16 protein-coding genes and 2 tRNA genes are annotated in these 17,970 nt (G+C 69.2%); 5 read left to right on the forward strand and 13 right to left on the reverse strand.

What is annotated here, in order from left to right:
- Window positions 1-45: 45 nt before the first annotated feature.
- The 3 genes from OHT57_RS18275 to OHT57_RS18285 all read right to left on the reverse strand — a co-directional run bounded on the left by OHT57_RS18275 (window position 46) and on the right by OHT57_RS18285 (window position 4,648).
- Window positions 46-402, reverse strand: a complete 357-nt coding sequence (locus tag OHT57_RS18275) for a DUF4233 domain-containing protein (protein WP_328747492.1) — start codon at window positions 400-402, stop codon at window positions 46-48.
- Window positions 403-409: 7 nt separating this feature from the next.
- Window positions 410-1,894 carry a bifunctional tetrahydrofolate synthase/dihydrofolate synthase gene (folC, locus tag OHT57_RS18280; RefSeq protein ID WP_328747493.1) on the reverse strand — a complete coding sequence of 495 codons (1,485 nt, stop codon included), beginning with the start codon at window positions 1,892-1,894 and terminating at the stop codon, window positions 410-412.
- Between the two features lie 129 nt (window positions 1,895-2,023).
- Window positions 2,024-4,648 carry a valine--tRNA ligase gene (locus OHT57_RS18285; protein ID WP_328747494.1) on the reverse strand — a complete coding sequence of 875 codons (2,625 nt, stop codon included), beginning with the start codon at window positions 4,646-4,648 and terminating at the stop codon, window positions 2,024-2,026.
- A 136-nt stretch (window positions 4,649-4,784) separates the two neighbouring features.
- Between OHT57_RS18285 and OHT57_RS18290 the strand changes: the two genes are divergently transcribed.
- Window positions 4,785-5,792: a hypothetical protein gene (locus OHT57_RS18290; protein WP_328747495.1), complete on the forward strand. Its 1,008-nt coding sequence runs from the start codon at window positions 4,785-4,787 to the stop codon at window positions 5,790-5,792.
- A 75-nt stretch (window positions 5,793-5,867) separates the two neighbouring features.
- On the opposite strand, the gene clpX is transcribed toward OHT57_RS18290, so the two are convergent.
- The 5 genes from clpX to OHT57_RS18315 all read right to left on the reverse strand — a co-directional run bounded on the left by clpX (window position 5,868) and on the right by OHT57_RS18315 (window position 10,702).
- A complete protein-coding gene (gene clpX / locus OHT57_RS18295; RefSeq protein ID WP_328747496.1) occupies window positions 5,868-7,154 on the reverse strand; it encodes an ATP-dependent Clp protease ATP-binding subunit ClpX in 1,287 nt (428 codons plus the stop codon).
- A 160-nt stretch (window positions 7,155-7,314) separates the two neighbouring features.
- Complete coding sequence (locus tag OHT57_RS18300) at window positions 7,315-7,995, reverse strand: ATP-dependent Clp protease proteolytic subunit (RefSeq protein ID WP_328747497.1); 681 nt, start codon at window positions 7,993-7,995, stop codon at window positions 7,315-7,317.
- A gap of 69 nt (window positions 7,996-8,064) precedes the next feature.
- Window positions 8,065-8,673: an ATP-dependent Clp protease proteolytic subunit gene (locus tag OHT57_RS18305; RefSeq protein ID WP_328753236.1), complete on the reverse strand. Its 609-nt coding sequence runs from the start codon at window positions 8,671-8,673 to the stop codon at window positions 8,065-8,067.
- Between the two features lie 340 nt (window positions 8,674-9,013).
- Window positions 9,014-10,408: a trigger factor gene (gene tig / locus OHT57_RS18310; RefSeq protein WP_328747498.1), complete on the reverse strand. Its 1,395-nt coding sequence runs from the start codon at window positions 10,406-10,408 to the stop codon at window positions 9,014-9,016.
- A gap of 217 nt (window positions 10,409-10,625) precedes the next feature.
- Window positions 10,626-10,702, reverse strand: a tRNA-Pro gene (locus OHT57_RS18315).
- A 175-nt stretch (window positions 10,703-10,877) separates the two neighbouring features.
- On the opposite strand from OHT57_RS18315, the gene OHT57_RS18320 reads away from it, so the two are divergent.
- A tRNA-Gly gene (locus OHT57_RS18320) sits at window positions 10,878-10,951 on the forward strand.
- Between the two features lie 106 nt (window positions 10,952-11,057).
- Window positions 11,058-11,363 carry a hypothetical protein gene (locus tag OHT57_RS18325; protein ID WP_328747499.1) on the forward strand — a complete coding sequence of 102 codons (306 nt, stop codon included), beginning with the start codon at window positions 11,058-11,060 and terminating at the stop codon, window positions 11,361-11,363.
- Between the two features lie 165 nt (window positions 11,364-11,528).
- Here the strand turns inward: OHT57_RS18325 and OHT57_RS18330 are convergent, their stop codons facing one another.
- Complete coding sequence (locus OHT57_RS18330; RefSeq protein WP_328747500.1) at window positions 11,529-11,723, reverse strand: hypothetical protein; 195 nt, start codon at window positions 11,721-11,723, stop codon at window positions 11,529-11,531.
- 365 nt (window positions 11,724-12,088) lie between these two features.
- Here OHT57_RS18330 and OHT57_RS18335 point away from each other — a divergent pair, with 365 nt between their 5' ends.
- Window positions 12,089-13,213: an acyltransferase family protein gene (locus OHT57_RS18335; RefSeq protein ID WP_328747501.1), complete on the forward strand. Its 1,125-nt coding sequence runs from the start codon at window positions 12,089-12,091 to the stop codon at window positions 13,211-13,213.
- Here OHT57_RS18335 and OHT57_RS18340 read toward each other — a convergent pair.
- Both OHT57_RS18340 and OHT57_RS18345 read right to left on the reverse strand, forming a co-directional pair.
- Window positions 13,210-13,674 (reverse strand): HD domain-containing protein, encoded by a 465-nt coding sequence (locus tag OHT57_RS18340; RefSeq protein WP_328747503.1) that lies wholly within the window; start codon window positions 13,672-13,674, stop codon window positions 13,210-13,212. The two genes, OHT57_RS18335 and OHT57_RS18340, sit on opposite strands and share 4 nt — an antisense overlap.
- Window positions 13,675-13,798: 124 nt before the next feature.
- Entirely contained in the window at window positions 13,799-14,980 is a 1,182-nt protein-coding gene (locus OHT57_RS18345) for a PP2C family protein-serine/threonine phosphatase (protein ID WP_328747505.1), read from the reverse strand.
- Between the two features lie 148 nt (window positions 14,981-15,128).
- Here OHT57_RS18345 and OHT57_RS18350 point away from each other — a divergent pair, with 148 nt between their 5' ends.
- Entirely contained in the window at window positions 15,129-16,358 is a 1,230-nt protein-coding gene (locus tag OHT57_RS18350) for a GNAT family N-acetyltransferase (RefSeq protein ID WP_328747506.1), read from the forward strand.
- A gap of 34 nt (window positions 16,359-16,392) precedes the next feature.
- On the opposite strand, the gene OHT57_RS18355 is transcribed toward OHT57_RS18350, so the two are convergent.
- The gene (locus OHT57_RS18355) at window positions 16,393-17,208 is read right to left on the reverse strand and encodes an Fpg/Nei family DNA glycosylase (RefSeq protein ID WP_328747507.1); all 816 of its coding nucleotides are present in this window, start codon (window positions 17,206-17,208) and stop codon (window positions 16,393-16,395) included.
- A gap of 157 nt (window positions 17,209-17,365) precedes the next feature.
- Complete coding sequence (locus tag OHT57_RS18360; protein WP_328747508.1) at window positions 17,366-17,851, reverse strand: ribose-5-phosphate isomerase; 486 nt, start codon at window positions 17,849-17,851, stop codon at window positions 17,366-17,368.
- Window positions 17,852-17,970 lie beyond the last annotated feature (119 nt).

Genomic DNA, 17,970 nt, shown 5'->3' on the forward strand with positions numbered 1-17,970 from the left:
GACATGTGCGGTAGAACGAGGTTACAGGGCGTGTCGGCGCCTCCGTTACGCAGCGTCAGGTGTAGTGGGGTCCGCCTGGGCGGCGAATCTCGCCTTGGCCTCGTCGATCTTCCGGCCGTAGTGCACGGAGGCCCACCACAGGGCTGCGAAGACCGCCCCCATGAAGAACATGGTCGGCACGACGAAGCCGGAGACGATCAGGGCGATCTGCAGCGCCCAGCCGAGGGCGATGCCGCCGGGCCGGGTCACCACCCCGCACAGCGCGAGACACGCGAACATGGCGATACCGCTGACCGTCCACACCGTGGAGCCGGCCAGATCGGGGTCCTTCATCGCCACCAGCCCGGCGAAGCCGATGACGAAGAACTCGCCGATCAGGGTCGAGGCACAGAGCGTACGCATGACCGGCTCAGCCCCTTCCGAGCAGCAGCCGGGCCTCGCCGACCGTGATGACCGACCCGGTGACGAGCACTCCGCCGCCCGCGAACTCGCCGTCCTCCTCGGCCAGCGTGATCGCCTCCTCCAGGGCGTCCGGCAGTCGCGGTTCGACCTGGACGCGGTCCTCGCCGAACACCTCGACGGCGATCGCGGCCAGTTCGTCGGCGTCCATCGCGCGGTGGCTGGAGTTCTGGGTGATCACGACCTCGGCGAAGATCGGCTCGAAGGCTTCGAGGAGCCCCCGCACGTTCTTGTCGCTGCTCGCGCCCACCACGCCGATGAGCCGGCTGAACTCGAAGGCCTCGCCGACCGCTTCCGCGGTGGCGCGCGCGCCCGCCGGATTGTGCGCGGCGTCCAGGACGACGGACGGGGAGCGCCGTACGACCTCCAGGCGGCCCGGAGAGGAGACGGCGGCGAAGGCCTTGCGCACGGTGTCGATGTCGAGGCGGTCCGGACGCTGGGCGCCGACGCCGAAGAACGCCTCCACGGCGGCGAGCGCCACAACCGCGTTGTGCGCCTGGTAGGGGCCGTGCAGCGGCAGGTACACCTCTTCGTACTCGCCGCCGAGACCGCGCAGGGTCACCAGCTGGCCGCCGACGGCGACCTGGCGGGACACGATCCCGAACTCCAGGCCCTCGCGCGCGACCGTGGCGTCCACCTCGACGGCCTTTTTCAGGAGCACCTGCGCCGCGTCCACCGGCTGCTGGGCCAGGATCACGGTCGCGTCCTGCTTGATGATCCCGGCCTTCTCGACGGCGATCGCGCCGGGCGTCTCACCGAGCCGGTCGGTGTGGTCCAGGTCGATGGGGGTGACCACGGCGACATCACCGTCGATCACGTTGGTGGCGTCCCAGGAGCCGCCCATCCCCACTTCCACGACGGCCACGTCGACGGGAGCGTCCGCGAACGCGGCGTACGCCATCCCGGTCAGCACCTCGAAGAACGACAGCCGGTACTGCTGCTGGGCGTCGATCATCCCGATGTAAGGCTTGATGTCCTCGTACGTCTCGATGAACCGCTCGGCGGAGATCGGGGCGCCGTCCAGGCTGATGCGCTCGGTGATCGACTGGACGTGGGGGCTGGTGTACCGCCCCGTACGCAGCTCGAAGGCACTGAGGAGGGCCTCGATCATGCGGGCGGTGGAGGTCTTGCCGTTCGTCCCCGTGATGTGGATCGAGGGGTACGACCGCTGCGGCTCGCCCAGCACGTCCATCAGCGCGGCGATCCTGCTGACCGAGGGCTCCAGCTTGGTCTCGCCCCAGCGGGTGGCGAGCTCCGCCTCGACCTCGCGCAGGGCCTTGTCGACCTCGGGGTCCTCGGGGCGTCCGGGCACATCGGCCTCCGGCGGGCCGCCCTGGGTGCGCAGGGTGCGGCTGCCGGCCTCGATGACCGCGAGGTCGGGGTCCCGGTCGGTCTCGTTGGCGATGATCTCGTCGAAGGGGTCGCTGTCACTCACACGGCCAGTTTAGGGCTGCGTGTCAGGAAGGGGGTGGCTGGTCCCGTTCGGCGGGCGCGGGGAGCCTGTGGCTGGTCGCGCCCCGCGGCGGAGCCGCACATCGATGCGGCCCCGCGCCCCTTGGGTGTCCTACTGCTCGGGCAGGTTTTCCAGCTGGGCCTGGATACGGGCGATGTCCTCGTCCGCCTTGGCCAGACGGCCGCGGATCTTGTCCACGACGTTGTCCGGGGCCTTCGCGAGGAACGCCTCGTTGCCGAGCTTGGCGTTCGCCTGGGCCTTCTCCTTCTCGGCCGCCGCCAGGTCCTTCGCGAGGCGCTTGCGCTCGGCGGCGACGTCGATCGTGCCGGAGAGGTCGAGGGCGACCGTGGCACCGGCGACCGGGAGGGTCGCCGTGGCCGCGAAGGCATCGCCCTCCGGCTGCAGACGCAGAAGCTGGCGGATGGCCGGCTCGTGCGGGGCGAGCGCGGTGCCGCCCAGTTCCAGACGGGCGGGGACCTTCTGGCCGTCCTTCAGTCCCTGGTCCTTGCGGAACCGGCGCACCTCGGTGACGACCCGCTGGACCAGCGCGATCTCGTCCTCGGCGTCCTTGTCGCGGAAGCCGCTGTCCGTCGGCCACTCGCCGACGACCAGGGACTCGCCGCCGGTCAGGGTGGTCCACAGTGCGTCCGTCACGAACGGGATGACCGGGTGGAGGAGGCGCAGCGTCACGTCCAGGACCTCGCCGAGGACCCGGCCGGAGATCTGCGCCTGCTCGCCGCCCGCGAAGAACGTCGTCTTCGACAGCTCGACGTACCAGTCGAAGACCTCGTCCCACGCGAAGTGGTAGAGCGCGTCGGCGAGCTTGGCGAACTGGTAGTCGTCGTAGTACGCGTCGACCTGGGCGACCGTGGTGTTGAGCCGGGACAGGATCCAGCGGTCCGTCGCCGACATCTGCGAGGCGTCCGGCAGCGGGCCCTCGACGGTGGCGCCGTTCATCAGGGCGAAGCGGGTGGCGTTCCAGATCTTGTTGGTGAAGTTCCGGGAGGCCTTGACCCAGTCCTCGCCGATCGGCACGTCCGCGCCCGGGTTGGCGCCGTTGGCGAGGGTGAAGCGGACGGCGTCGGAGCCGTACGCGTCCATCCACACGAGCGGGTCGACCGCGTTGGGGTTCGACTTGGACATCTTCTTGCCGAACTCGTCGCGGACGAGGCCGGTGAGGGCGATGGTGTGGAAGGGGGCGACGCCGTCCATGGCGTACAGGCCGAACATCATCATCCGGGCGACCCAGAAGAAGATGATGTCGTGGCCGGTGAGCAGGACGTCGGTCGGATAGAACTTCCGCAGATCCTCGGTCTGTTCGGGCCAGCCGAGCGTGGAGAACGGCCACAGGCCGGACGAGAACCAGGTGTCGAGGACGTCCGGGTCCTGGGTCCACCCCTCACCCGCCGGCGGCTCCTCGTCGGGGCCGACGCAGACGACCTCGCCGCCCGGGCCGTACCAGATCGGGATGCGGTGGCCCCACCACAGCTGGCGCGAGATGCACCAGTCGTGCATGTTGTCGACCCAGTCGAAGTAGCGCTTCGACATCTCCTCGGGGTGGATCCTGACCCGGCCGTCACGGACCGCGTCGCCTGCCGCCTTGGCGAGCGGGCCGACCTTGACCCACCACTGCATCGAAAGGCGCGGCTCGACCGTGGTCTTGCAGCGCGAGCAGTGGCCGACGGAGTGCATGTAGGGGCGCTTCTCGGCGACGATGCGGCCCTGCTCCTTGAGGGCGCCGACGACGGTCGAGCGGGCCTCGAAGCGGTCCAGGCCGAGGAAGGGGCCGTGGACGGTGATGATGCCGTGCTCGTCCATGATCGTCAGGGACGGCAGGTCGTGGCGCCGGCCGATCTCGAAGTCGTTCGGGTCGTGTGCCGGCGTCACCTTGACCGCGCCCGTACCGAACTCGGGGTCGACGTGGGTGTCGGCGACGACCGGGATGGTGCGGTCGGTCAGCGGAAGCTTGATCTGCTTGCCGATGAGGTGCTTGTAGCGCTCGTCGTCGGGGTGGACGGCGACCGCCGTGTCACCGAGCATCGTCTCCGCGCGCGTGGTCGCGACGACGACGCTGTCCTCGCCCTCGCCGTAGCGGATGGAGACCAACTCGCCCGCGTCCTCCTGGTATTCCACCTCGATGTCCGAGATGGCCGTCAGACAGCGCGGGCACCAGTTGATGATGCGCTCGGCGCGGTAGATCAGCTCGTCGTCGTAGAGCCGCTTGAAGATGGTGAGGACGGCCTTGGACAGGCCCTCGTCCATCGTGAACCGCTCACGGCTCCAGTCGACACCGTCACCGAGGCGTCGCATCTGGCCGAGGATCCGGCCGCCGTACTCCTCCTTCCACTGCCAGACGCGCTCGACGAACTCCTCGCGCCCCAGGTCGTGTCGGGACTTGCCCTCCTCGGCGAGCTGCTGCTCGACCTTGTTCTGGGTCGCGATACCGGCGTGGTCCATGCCCGGCAGCCACAGCGACTCGTAGCCCTGCATGCGCTTGCGGCGCGTCAGGGCGTCCATGAGGGTGTGCTGAAAAGCGTGCCCGAGGTGCAGGCTGCCGGTGACGTTAGGCGGCGGGATGACGATGGTGTACGGAGGCTTGTCGCTCTTCGCGTCGGCGGTGAAGTAACCGCGCTCCACCCAGCGCTCGTACAGCGTCCCCTCTACCTCGGCCGGCGTGTACTGGGTCGGCAGTTCGGTGCTGGGCGCTGTGGGCTGCTGCTGAGCGTTCTCGGTCACGGGGTCAGTTTAGGGGTGTCGTGGGCCTGCCCCGAAACGCGTTTGTTCTGTAACGGTGGGGACCCCGACGCCGTGTGCCGCCTGCGCCTGAGCCAGGATGTCAGGAACACATAAGCATCTGGAGGGGAACCCAGAGATGAGTCACAACCAGCCGGGCCCGTACGGGCAGCCTCAACAGCCCGGGCAGCCGCAACAGCCCGGGCCGTACGGCCAGCCGGGCCCCTACGGCCAGCCGCCGCAGGCCCCCCAGCCCGGCTACGGCTACCCGCAGCAGCCCCCGCAGGCCCCTCAGGGCCAGCCCCAGGAGCAGCCCGGCTACGGCTACCCGCAGCAGGGCGGCGTCCCGCCGCAGACCCCGCCGTACGGTCAGCCGCAGGCTCCCTACGGCCAGCAGGCCCCGTACGGACAGCAAGCCCCGTACGGGCAGCAGCCGTCCTACGGCCAGGCCCCCTACGGCGTCCCGCAGCCCCCGGCGCCCGGTGGCGGCAGCGGGAAGAAGATCGGCATCATCCTCGGCGCGGTGGCGGTCGTGGCCGCGATCGCGGTCGGCGCGTACCTGGTGATCGGCGGGGGCGGGGGCGGCGGCGGTTCGGACGTCGCGGACGACGGGGCGCACAAGCTGGCGGCCCCGGCGACGATCCTCGGTGGGGACTACAAGAAGGGCAGCGACGCCGGGCTCGGTGCGCTGAGCGAGAGCGACGTCAAGGACGCCGAGTCGTGGGGCGTCAAGGACGCCAAGGACGTCAGCGCGACCTACTCCTCGGGCACCGGCCTCAGCACGAAGTCCCTGATGTTCGCGGGCGTGTACGGCACGATCGACGACCCGGAGAAGGTCGTCGACTCGATGTTCGCCCAGGCCAAGAAGGGCTCCTCGAAGGACTCCGGCTCGGGCTCGTTCGTGGGCAGCCCCAAGGAGTTCACCCCCACGGGCTTCGACAACGGCGTCATGAAGTGCCAGGAGATCAAGACCACCGAGTCCGGTCAGACCATCTCGATGCCCGTGTGCATCTGGGGTGACCACAGCACGGTCACCTACGTGTTCGCGTACGACATGGCCGCCCTGACCGAAGGCAAGAGCACCACGATGACGGAAGCGGCCGAACTGACGGCCAAGGTCCGCAACGACGTGCGTGTCGCGTCCTGACGGACACCGGCCCACGGCTCAACCACGAAGGGGCCCCGGTCGATTGACCGGGGCCCCTTCGGCATGTGCGGTGGGTTACGCCGTCTTCTGCTCGCCCGGGCCGCGTCCGCGGGCGTCCCGCGGGATGAGGGTCGGGTTGACGTTGGAGTGGACGACGTCCGCCGTGATGACGACGCGGGCCACGTCCTTGCGGGACGGGATCTCGTACATGACGCCCTGCAGGACCTCTTCCATGATGGCGCGCAGGCCTCGCGCACCGGTCTGGCGGAGGATGGCCTGGTCTGCGATGGCTTCCAGCGCCTCGCGCTCGAAGTCCAGCTCCACGCCGTCGAGTTCGAAGAGGCGCTGGTACTGCTTCACCAGCGCGTTGCGCGGCTCGATGAGGATCTGGAGGAGCGCCTCGCGGTCGAGGTTGTGCACCGAGGTGATGACGGGGAGACGCCCGATGAACTCGGGGATCATGCCGAACTTGACCAGGTCCTCCGGCATGACGGCCTCGAACTGGTCCTTGGACTGCAGCTCGAGCTTGGAGCGGATCGTCGCGCCGAAGCCGATGCCCTTGGCACCCGCCCGGGACTCGATGAGCTTCTCCAGGCCCGCGAAGGCACCGCCCACGATGAACAGGACGTTCGTCGTGTCGATCTGGATGAACTCCTGGTGCGGGTGCTTGCGTCCGCCCTGCGGCGGGACCGAGGCGGTGGTGCCCTCGAGGATCTTGAGCAGTGCCTGCTGCACGCCCTCGCCGCTCACGTCCCGCGTGATGGAGGGGTTTTCACTCTTCCGCGCGACCTTGTCGATCTCATCGATGTAGATGATCCCGGTCTCGGCCTTCTTGACGTCGTAGTCCGCCGCCTGGATGAGCTTCAGCAGGATGTTCTCGACGTCCTCGCCGACGTACCCCGCCTCGGTGAGCGCCGTCGCGTCGGCGATCGCGAACGGGACGTTCAGCATGCGGGCGAGGGTCTGCGCGAGGAGCGTCTTGCCGGAGCCCGTGGGGCCCAGCAGGAGGATGTTGGACTTCGCCAACTCGATCGCGTCGTCACGGCTGCTGCCGCCACTGTTCTCACCGGCCTGGACCCGCTTGTAGTGGTTGTACACCGCCACGGAGAGGGCCTTCTTGGCCGATTCCTGGCCCACGACATAGCCCTCGAGGAACTCGTAGATCTCGCGGGGCTTGGGGAGTTCCTCCCAGCGCACCTCGCTCGTCTCCGCGAGTTCTTCCTCGATGATCTCGTTGCAGAGATCGATGCACTCGTCGCAGATGTACACACCAGGCCCTGCGATGAGCTTCTTGACCTGCTTCTGGCTCTTGCCGCAGAACGAGCACTTGAGCAGATCGCCGCCGTCACCGATGCGTGCCACGGTGTGCTTCCCCTTCGCCTGGGAGACGCCTAGGTCCAGCGGCTCCTGGTGCTGCCTTATGTCCGACGGTACCTTGCCGGGCCCCCCGTTCGGGCCCCCCTTGGCAGGGTTCACTTCGACGTGCACTGTGCCAAGGGGCGGCATATCCTACGGCTCCGCGTCAGCGGACGGTGGCGTTGTTCATCTTCCGGGTGGAGATGATCTGGTCGATCAGGCCGTACGCCAGGGCGTCGTCGGCCGTGAGGATCTTGTCGCGCTCGATGTCCTCGCGGATCTTCTCGATCGGCGTCGTGGAGTGCTTGGCCAGCAGGTCTTCCAGCTGGGCGCGCATCCGGAGGATCTCGTTGGCGGCGATCTCCAGGTCGGAGACCTGTCCGCGGCCGGTCTCGCTGTAGGGCTGGTGGATCAGCACCCGGGCGTTCGGGAGCGCCATGCGCTTGCCCGGTGTGCCGGCGGCCAGCAGGATGGCGGCGGCCGAGGCGGCCTGGCCCATGCAGACCGTCTGGACGTCGGGCTTCACGAACTGCATGGTGTCGTAAATCGCAGTGAGCGCCGTGAAGGAGCCACCGGGGCTGTTGATGTAGACCGAGATGTCCCGGTCGGGGTCCATCGACTCCAGGCACAGCAGCTGCGCCATGACGTCGTTGGCGGAGGCGTCGTCGATCTGCACGCCGAGGAAGATCACGCGCTCCTCGAAGAGCTTCGCGTACGGGTCGTACTCGCGGACGCCCTGCGAGGTGCGCTCGACGAAGCGGGGGATCACGTAGCGGGACTCGGCGACGGGTCCCGCGTACTCGGCGCGTGTGCGGTCGTACAGGCCGCTGCCGGGGAAGTCGTTCACTGTCTGTCTCCTAGGGGCTGTGGCGGTCGACTGGGGGCTTCCTGGGGCCGTTCCGGCCCCGTGGGGCGGTCAGGCCCCGGTGCCGCCGCCGCCCGGGATGCCGGCAGCCGTGCTGATCACGTCGTCGATGAGGCCGTACGCCTTGGCCTCCGCGGGGTCGAACCAGCGGTCGCGGTCCGAGTCACGGGTGACCTGCTCGACCGTCTGGCCCGTGTGCTGGGACGTGAGTTCGGCCATGCGCTTCTTGGTGTGCAGCAGCCGCTCGGCGTGGATCTTGATGTCCGACGCGGAACCCGCGAGACCGGCGGAGGGCTGGTGGATCAGGATCTCGGCGTTCGGCAGCGCGAAGCGCTTTCCGGGGGTGCCCGCGCTGAGCAGGAACTGCCCCATGGAGGCGGCCAGACCCATCGCGATGGTCATCACGTCGTTCTTGATGAACTGCATGGTGTCGTAGATCGCCATACCGGCCGTGATCGAACCGCCCGGGCTGTTGATGTAGAGGTTGATGTCCTTGTCGGGATCGGCCGCGGCAAGGAGCAGCAACTGCGCGGTGATCTTGTTTGCGATGTCATCGTCGACCGGCTGGCCGAGGAAGATGATCCGCTCGTTGAGCAGCCGGTTGTAGACCTGGTCGCCGAGGCCACCACCGATGGAGGGCTCGCCGGCGGCGGAGGGCATCAGATTCGTCACGTATCCACCTGCTCGTCTTACGACGGCGCCGGGCCGTCTCACGTTTCCCTGCGTGTTCCCTGCGGGGCTGGAGCCATTGGAGGACTCCAATCGCCCTCTTGTTCATGGACCCTAACGCGCTGGTCCCTTCGGAGAATCCCGGATACGTGGCTGTTCGCCGGGGGCGTAGCGCCGGGGGCCCCGGGCAGCCGGACGGTCACGGGCCCTCGGGTGCCGGTCGCGCGGTCCCCGGTGTCCCCTGGGCCGGTCACCGGCCGGCCGGACGGCACGGGCCCCCGGGAGTGACTCCCGGGGGCCCGTCGTACTGCTGTCAGAGGCGCCGGGGGCTTCAGCCCTCGGTCTTCTCCTCGGCCGCGGCCTCGGCCGGGGCGTCCTCGGAGGCGGCCTCGACGGTCTCGGCCGTCTCGTCCTCGTCGTCGTCCAGGTCGACGACCTCGCCGTTGGTGTCCTTGACCGTGGCGGCCTCGACCACGACGGCCAGGGCCTTGCCGCGGGCGACCTCGCCGACGAGGAGCGGGACCTGACCGCCCTCGACGACCGCCTGGGCGAACTGGTCCGGGGACATGCCGGAGGAGGCGGCGCGGCGCATGAGGTGCTCGGTGAGCTCCTCCTGGTTGACGTTCAGCTTCTCCCGCTTGACGAGCTCGTCGAGGACGAACTGCGTCTTGATGCCCTTGACCGCGGCTTCCTTGGTCTCGGCGACGAACTCCTCCTCGGTCTTGCCCTGGATTTCCAGGTACTTCTCGAAGTCGAGGCCCATCTGGCCGAGCTGGTGGTGCTCCAGGTTGTGCTTGCGGGTGTTGATCTCTTCCTCGAGCAGCTTCTCGGGGACGGGCACCTCGACGAGCTCCAGCAGCTTCTCCAGGACGCGCTCCTGGGCCTGCGTGGCCTGGTCGTACTGCTTCATGTTCTCAAGGCGCTTGCGGCTGTCGGCCCGCAGCTCCTCGAGGGTGTCGAACTCGGAGGCGAGCTGCGCGAACTCGTCGTCCAGCTCGGGCAGTTCACGGGCGGCGACCTGGGTGACCTTGACGGTGACCTCGGCCTCCTTGCCGGCCGCCGAGCCGCCCTTGAGCTCGGACGCGAAGGTGGCCTCGCCACCGGCCTCCAGGCCCTTCACGGCGTCGTCGATGCCTTCGAGGAGCTCGCCGGAGCCGATCGTGTAGGAGACGCCGCTGGCGACGCCGTCCTCCAGGACCTCGCCCTCGACCTTGGCCTCCAGGTCGATGGTGACGACGTCGCCGTCCTCGGCGGCACGCTCGACCGGGGAGGTCGAGGCGAAGCGCTCGCGGAGCTGCTCGACCGACTTCGCGATGTCCTCGTCGGTGACCTCGACGGAGTCGACCTCGACCTCGATGCCGGAGTAGTCCGGGATCTCGATGGCCGGGCGGACGTCGACCTCGGCGGTGAAGTTCAGCGTCTCGCCGTCCTTCAGCTCGGTGATGTCGACCTCGGGCTGGCCGAGGACGTCGATCTCGGCCTCGTTGACCGCCTCGGTGTAGAACTTGGGAAGCGCGTCGTTGACCGCCTCCTCCAGCACCGCACCGCGGCCGAACCGCTGGTCGATGACGCGGGCCGGGATCTTGCCCTTGCGGAAGCCCTTCACCGTGACCTGCTGGTTGATCTTCTTGTACGCCGCGTCGAGGCTGTCCTTGAGCTCCTCGAAGGGCACCTCGATGCTGAGCCGAACCCGAGTCGGGTTCAGGGTCTCCACGGCGCTCTTCACGGTTCGGTCTCCTTGGGGGCTGACTTCTTGGTTTCTGCCGGCGCCAGAACGGCTCCGGCGGATTAGCCGCCCGGGGGTCGTCCAGTGGAGATCCAGTGGATGAGGCACACGGGCGTGCAGCTTGCATAGTAACGGCAGCGGCGACACGCCCCAAAGGCGATCACGAACCCGGTCGCGCGAGGTGATCGCGCAGCCGGTCCGCGAGAGATCGCGCAGGTGGTCGGGGTGGCGGGATTTGAACCCACGGCCTTCCGCTCCCAAAGCGGACGCGCTACCAAGCTGCGCCACACCCCGTCTGGTGCGTCACGTAGGGTACATGCCCGCAGGCAGCGGGGTTGCCGCATTTCACGAGCGCCGGGACGGAGTGCGCCCGCGCAGGGGGTTGGCGGGGGAAGGAATGTGCGGCGGGGCGGCACGACCCGCTACGATGCTTCCGTGCCGCCGGGCAGTGATCCACGGCGCGTGCTGTGCGGGCGTAGCTCAATGGTAGAGCCCTAGTCTTCCAAACTAGCTACGCGGGTTCGATTCCCGTCGCCCGCTCCATACGACGCGGGGCCAGGTCAGAGGTTCGATTCTCCACCTGGCCCTGACTCGTTTCCGGGGGCTCCACGCAGATCCATGCCGACGAGGAGTGTCGATGCTCGGGTTCATGGACTGGTCCGTCGTCGTGATGGGCTGCTTGCTGGTTCTTCTCAGCTTCGGCTGCCGCTGGTGGGAGCGGGCACATGTGCGCAAAGGAACACGCTCCCGCCAGGGCATGCGCTTCTACGCGATATGGATGCCCCTGCTCATCGGTCTTGGCATGATCGTCGCCAAGGTGCCGCACATGGTCGGCGCACCCTTCGCCATCGTCATGGCTGCTGACACGCTGATCCTTGTACTGGCGGTCACGACGGCGCTGGTCCTGGCTGTACAGGTGAGGCGTCGGGCCGGCTCCGGGCCGTCCGCCGAGTGACGGCAATGCTTGTCCGGGCGGCGTGCGGCGGTCGGCGTCCAGTGCACGATCAGCCGAGGTGCCGAGCGGGGGGATTCCCCTCGCCCGCTCCGAACAGGCCTCCGGCCCGGTTCCCCGAGGGGGTCGGGCCGGAGGTCTTTGTCGTGTTCGTCCGGTGATCCGGGGCTAGAACTGGATCGAGTTGATGGTGTCCGCTATCGAGTTCAGGAAGCGTTGGATGTCGTCGGCCATGCCGGTCGAGGCGAGGAAGAAGCCGAAGAGCACCGCGACTATGGCGGGGCCGGCCTTGATGGACCCTCCCCGCATCAACACCACCAGGATGATCCCCAACAGCAGCACCACTGACAGCGAAATGGCCACAACTGATCACACCCTTGGTCGGTCCCGCTCTCCCGGCCCGGGGACGCGACCCCGCGACCCCCGCCAGAACCATCGTGCCACCAACGCGGCCCGCATATGCGGCGGGTGAGGCAACGTTTGGCCATGCCCATACCTGCCCCGCCTCACCTGGCCGGTTCCTTTCGGTATGCGCCCACCGCGTCCGCACATCCCGTTCGCAGACAATTCGAATCGTCGGCACAGATGTGCCAGGGGTGTCGAAATGGAACGGTTCCGGCGGACTAATCACGACAATGCAGGCGTACCGAAACCTACTTGGAAGCGAACAACCAGCAACAACACAGCTGTTTTCACGGAAACACACAGCCCGCACTAAGGTGCCTCAGATGTTTCCAGCCGCCGCCGACGCAGTCCCCCGTCCACGCTCGCCTCAGAATCCGCCGCCCGGCCGGCAGCGCGACGCCTTCTTCGACAACGCCAAGTACCTGGCGATCGTCCTGGTGGCGGTCGCGCACTCCTGGGAGCCGGTCAAGGGCGACAGCCGGATCCTGGAGGGCGTGTACACGGTCGTGTACTCGTTCCACATGCCGGCGTTCATCATCATCTCCGGCTTCTTCTCGCGCAGTTTCGACATGCGTCCGGACCGGCTGAAACGGCTGATCACCGGCGTCGCCGTGCCGTACATCGTCTTCGAGACGGCGTACTCCCTCTTCAAGCGCTACGCCGACCACGACCCGGGCATGGAGATCAGTCTCCTGGACCCGTGGTTCCTGACCTGGTTCCTGGTGGCGCTGTTCATCTGGCGGCTCACCACGCCGATCTGGAACCTGGTGCGGTGGCCGCTGCCGCTCGCGCTCGGCATCGCGATGCTGGCGTCCGTGACCCCGGGCATCGGCGACGACCTGGACCTGCAGCGGGTGCTCCAGTTCCTGCCCTACTTCGTGCTGGGTCTGGTCATGAAGCCCGAGCACTTCCGGATGGTGCGCCGGCGCTCGGTGCGGATCGTGGCGGTGCCGGTGTTCGTGGCGGCCCTCGCCGTCGGCTGGTGGGCGGTGCCGCGCATGAACACCGCGTGGTTCTACCACCGCGACGCCGTCCAGGACATGGGCGCGCCCTGGTGGACGGGACCGGTCATGGTGCTGGCCATGTTCGGCGCCTCGCTGCTGCTGACGGCCTGCTTCTTCGCCTGGGTGCCGGGCCGGCGCATGTGGTTCACCGCGCTCGGCGCGGGCACGCTGTACGGCTATCTGCTGCACGGCTTCCTGATCAAGGGCGCCGGTTTCGCGGGCTGGTTCGACCAGGCGTGGCTGCACCGGCCGCTGGGCGAGATCTTCGTGAGCGCCCTCGCCGCGGTCGCCGTCACCCTGCTGTGCACCTCGCCCGTGCGCCGGGTCTTCCGGTTCGTGATGGAGCCCGACATGAACTGGGCGTTCAGGCGGGACGCGGCCGAGGCGGTGCGGGGACGGGAAGCGCCCCGCAAGACCGCCCCTCGCGAGACGGTCGACGCCTAGAGCGACGGCTCAACCCGACCGAGAAGCGCGCGCATCGTCGCGTACTTCTCGGTCAGCCGTTTCCGCGTCGCCTCGTCCAGGACCGCCAGGCGCGCCGGGTCCGCGTTGTGCGCCAGGTCCGCCTCCTTCACCAGCAGGGCGCCCGGGGTGGCGAGGATGCGCCCGGCGTACGCCTCGGGCGGCTCTCCGGCCCGTTTGGTGACCGCGAGCACGATGTCCTTGGTACGGCGGCTCAGCGCGGCCTGATCGAGCCAGTGCTCGGAGAGGGCGTCGTCCTCGACGGAGTCGTGCAGCCAGGCCGCGGCGATCTGCTCGTCGTCGCCGCCCCGCGCGCGTACGCCCTCGGCGACGGCCCGCAGGTGTTCGGCGTAGGGCCGTCCCGCCTTGTCGGTCTGGCCCTCGTGCGCGGCGCGGGCGAGGGTCTCCACTTCGGCCAGGGTCAACTCGGGGGTGTGCGTCACGCGTTCAGTGTGCCGCCTCACAGCGTCGGCGGGTCGGCCGCGAGCGGGCCGCATGGTGCTCGCTTCGGCGGTCGGCGGGAGGTGCAGCCCCTCCCACGGGCGGGCGGGTGTGACGTGCCGTCGGTCAGCGGGGCATCGCCGCGGCCGTGGGCCCTTCCCGGCAGATCAGCAGCAGCGCCCGGTCGTCGTTGACGTCCTTGGCGACCGCCTCGATGAGATGCCAGGCCGCGCCGTGGAAGCCGCCGGCGACATAGCGGTCGGCCTCGCCCGTCAGCCGGTCGATGCCCTCCACTATGTCCCGCTCGGAGGTCTCCACCAGACCGTCCGTGAAGAGCATCAGGACGTCACCGGGGCGCAGCGAGCCCTTCACCGGGTCGAACTGCGCTCCGTCGTAGACGCCGAGGAGAGGGCCCTCGGCGGCCTTCTCCTCCCAGCGGCCGCTGCCGGCGCTGAGCTGGAGGCCCGGCGGATGGCCGGCCGAGTAGAGCTCGTAGTCGCCCGAGTCCAGGTCCAGGACCAGGTGGATCGAGGTCGCGAATCCCTCGTCCCAGTCCTGGCGGAGCAGATAGCCGTTCGCGGCGGGCAGGAAGGCGTGCGGGGGCAGCGAACCCAGCAGGCCGCCGAACGCGCCCGACAGCAGCAGCGCGCGCGAGGCCGCGTCCATGCCCTTGCCGGACACGTCCGTGAGGACGACCTCCATGGTCCGGCCGCCGTTGGTCCGCGCCGCGACCACGAAGTCGCCGGAGAACGACTGTCCGCCCGCGGGACGCAACGCCATCTCGCGGTGCCAACCATGGGGCAGGTGGGGCAACTTGCTCTGTACCCGGATGCGTTCACGGAGGTCGAAGAGCATGGTGCCGCCGCGCCGCCAGGGCACCCCGACCCGGCTGCGGAACTGGGCGATGAGCAGACCGAAGAAGCCGCAGGCGGCCACGACCAGCACCACGCCGGGGGTGACCCGCGCCGCGCCCTCGGTGTACGGCCCGAGGCGCACCGACTCCACGATCAGCGCGGTCGCCGCCGCCGCGTACAGGCTGAGCAGGCTCGCCGGGCGCAGCAGCAGGCCGCCGGCGACGATCGGCAGGACCAGCGCGGCCGGTGAAACCCACACGGAGTTCATCAAAGTGCTGGCGGTGATCAGCGGGACGGTGAGGAGCAGACCGGCCAGCGCGACCCAGTCCGAGCCGTCGCCGCGGAAGTAGTCGACGGCACTTCTGCGCAGGCCGGTGCGGGCCCGGTGCCATTGCATCTTCAACCGGGCCGTGAACGTCTCGGCTTCCGCGCGCCGCTCTCGTCCTGCTGCCATTAGTTCGGGACCTTATCCGTCGAACCCCCTGCTTGGCACAGGAGGTACGACTTGTCCCCCGTGCGAGCTTCGACTTCACAGTATTCTCAGCTGCGTGATCAGCCGAAATTCCCTCGCTCGTCCCGCAAAGCCCTGGTAGGCATGGTCCATGGGGACTGACTTGCGGGTGCTTCGGCAGGACGACTGGGACGAGTGGTACGACAACCTGATCCGCGCTTTCGGCGGGGTTCCGGAGTCGGCCGAGGAGCGGGAGCTGTTCCGCGAGCTCACCGCGTACGACCGGTCCATCGGGGCCTGGGACGGCGACCGGTGGGTGGGCACGGCGGGGGCGTTCCGCTTCCGCCTGACCGTGCCGGGCGGTGCGTCGGTGCCGGCCGCGGGCGTCACGATGGTGAGCGTGGCGGGCACGCACCGGCGGCGCGGGGTGCTGACGTCGATGATGCGGCGGCAGTTGGACGACGTGCACGCCTGGGGCGAGCCGCTGGCCGTGCTCACCGCCTCCGAGCCGGTGATCTACGGCCGGTTCGGGTACGGCGTCGGCACATACCACCTCAACGCCGACATCGACACGACCCGCGTACGGCTGTCCGTGCCGCCCGGCACCGACGACGTACAACTGCGGTACGCCGCGCCCGCCGACGTGCTCGACGCGTGCGAGGCGGTGTACGCCCAGCTCGTGTCGCGGCGGCCGGGAATGGTCGCGCGGGTCCCCGGCTGGGAGCGGCTGTGGCTGCTCGACCCGGAGAGCGAGCGGGACGGCGCCTCGCCGCTGCAGTGCGTGGTCGCGGAGCGGGACGGGGAGGTCGTGGGGTTCGTGCGCTTCCGGGTCAAGGCGGAATGGGAGGCGGCCGGGCCCAAGGGCACGGTGGTGGTCTCCGATCTGGACGCGCTGGATCCGGCCGTGCACGGCGCGCTGTGGCGGTTCCTGTTCGACCTCGACCTCACCTCGCGGATCGAGGTCAAGCGGCGGCCGGTTGACGAGCCCTGGCAGTACCTCGTCTCCGACGTCCGGCGCTGCTCACTGCTGGTGCGGGACGCGCTGCACGTACGGCTGGTGGACGTCGGGGCCGCGCTGCAGTCGCGGACCTACCAGGCGCCGGTGGACCTGGTGTTGGAGGTCGAGGACGCCTTCTGCCCCTGGAACTCCGGGCGTTGGCGGCTCAGCGGGGACACCAAGGGCGCGTCGTGCGAGCGTACGACGGACTCGGCCGATCTCGCTCTGTCCGTACGGGAGTTGGGGGCGGCCTACCTCGGTGGCGTGAGCCTCGCCTCGTTGGCCGCGGCCGGGCTGGTGCGGGAGGTGCGGCAGGGGGCGCTGGCCCAGGCCGCGGTGGGGTTCGGGTCGGCGGTGGCACCCTGGCTGCCGCACGGGTTCTGACGGGCCCCGGCGCTCTGCGGCGGGTTCCTGGAGTTCACCTCTTCTGGCAGGTCGGGCACCAGAAGAGGTTGCGGGCGGCGAGACCGGCGGTGCGGATCTCGCCACCACAGATGTGGCACGGCAGATTGGCCCTGCGGTAGACGTAGACCTCGCCGCCGTGGTCGTCCACGCGGGGCGGGCGGCCCATCGCCTCCGGCATGTGTTCGGGGCGGACGGTGTCGATGCGGTTGTTGCGGACGCCCTCGCGCATGAGGCCGACCAGGTCGGCCCAGATCGCGTCCCACTCGGCGGGGGTGATGTCCCGGCCCGCACGGTAGGGGTCGATGCGGTGCCGGAAGAGGACCTCCGCCCGGTAGACGTTGCCCACGCCCGCGATGACCTTCTGGTCCATCAGGAGGGCGGCGATCGTCGTACGGCTGCCGGAGATCCGTCGGTACGCGGTCTGCGGGTCGGCGTCGACGTCGGCCCGGAGGGGGTCGGGGCCCAGGCGGTCGTGCACCGACTGCTTCTCAGCGGGGGTGATCAGGGCGCAGGTCGTGGGGCCGCGGAGGTCGACGTACGCCGTGCTGTTCGCGAGGCGGAGGCGGACCGTGTCGGTGGGCGGGGGCGCGGGGGCGCCGCCGAAGGTGACCTTGCCGAAGAGGCCGAGGTGGATGTGGATCCAGTCGGTGGTGCGGAAGCCCAGGAAGAGGTGCTTTCCGTGGGCTTCCGTGTGGGTGAGGGGGGAGCCGTCGAGGAGGGCGGCGGCGTCGGAGAACTTGCCCTGGGGGCTGGTGACCCGGGGTTCGGTGCGCAGGAATGCGGCGCCGTAGTCCTGGGCCAGGCGGTGGATGGTGTGCCCCTCAGGCACGGTGGCTCCTTGTTCGTCCGCGGGCGGGGGCGCTGCCCGGGGGCGGTTTTCTCGCCCCCGCCGCCCCTACCCGTCCCGTCCTTCGGGGGCTCCGCCCCCGGGCCCCCGCTCCTCAAACGCCGGAGGGGCTGGATTTGCCGCCGGAGGGGCTGGGTTGCTACTGCTGCGGGTGGTGGGGCGGGATCGGGGGGAGGTCGCCCGTGGTCTCGTAGTCGGCCAGCATGTCGATGCGGCGCTGGTGGCGTTCGTCGCCGGAGAACGGGGTGTTGAGGAAGGTCTCGACGAACTTCGTCGCCTCCTCCTCCGTGTGCATGCGCCCGCCCACCGCGACGACGTTGGCGTCGTTGTGCTGACGGCCCAGCGACGCGGTCTCCACGCTCCAGGCGAGCGCCGCCCGGACGCCCTTCACCTTGTTCGCGGCGATCTGCTCACCGTTGCCGGAGCCGCCGATCACGATGCCGAGGGAGCCGGCGTCGGCGGCCGTGCGCTCGGCGGCGCGGAGGCAGAACGGCGGGTAGTCGTCCTGGGCGTCGTAGATGTGGGGGCCGCAGTCGACCGCGTCGTGACCGGCCACCTTCAGCCAGTCGACGAGGTGGTTCTTGAGTTCGAAGCCCGCATGGTCGGAGCCGATGTACACGCGCATGGGATGAGTGTGACACGGCTGTTTCGGGGCAGCAGCCCCGGGTGTCGGCCAGGAAAAATGTGAGCCCAGTAATAGAAGCTCAAGAAAACCTCAAGTAACGATCTGGATTCAAAGGTTCA

It is taken from the genome of Streptomyces sp. NBC_00285, from assembly GCF_036174265.1.
Taxonomy (GTDB): domain Bacteria; phylum Actinomycetota; class Actinomycetes; order Streptomycetales; family Streptomycetaceae; genus Streptomyces.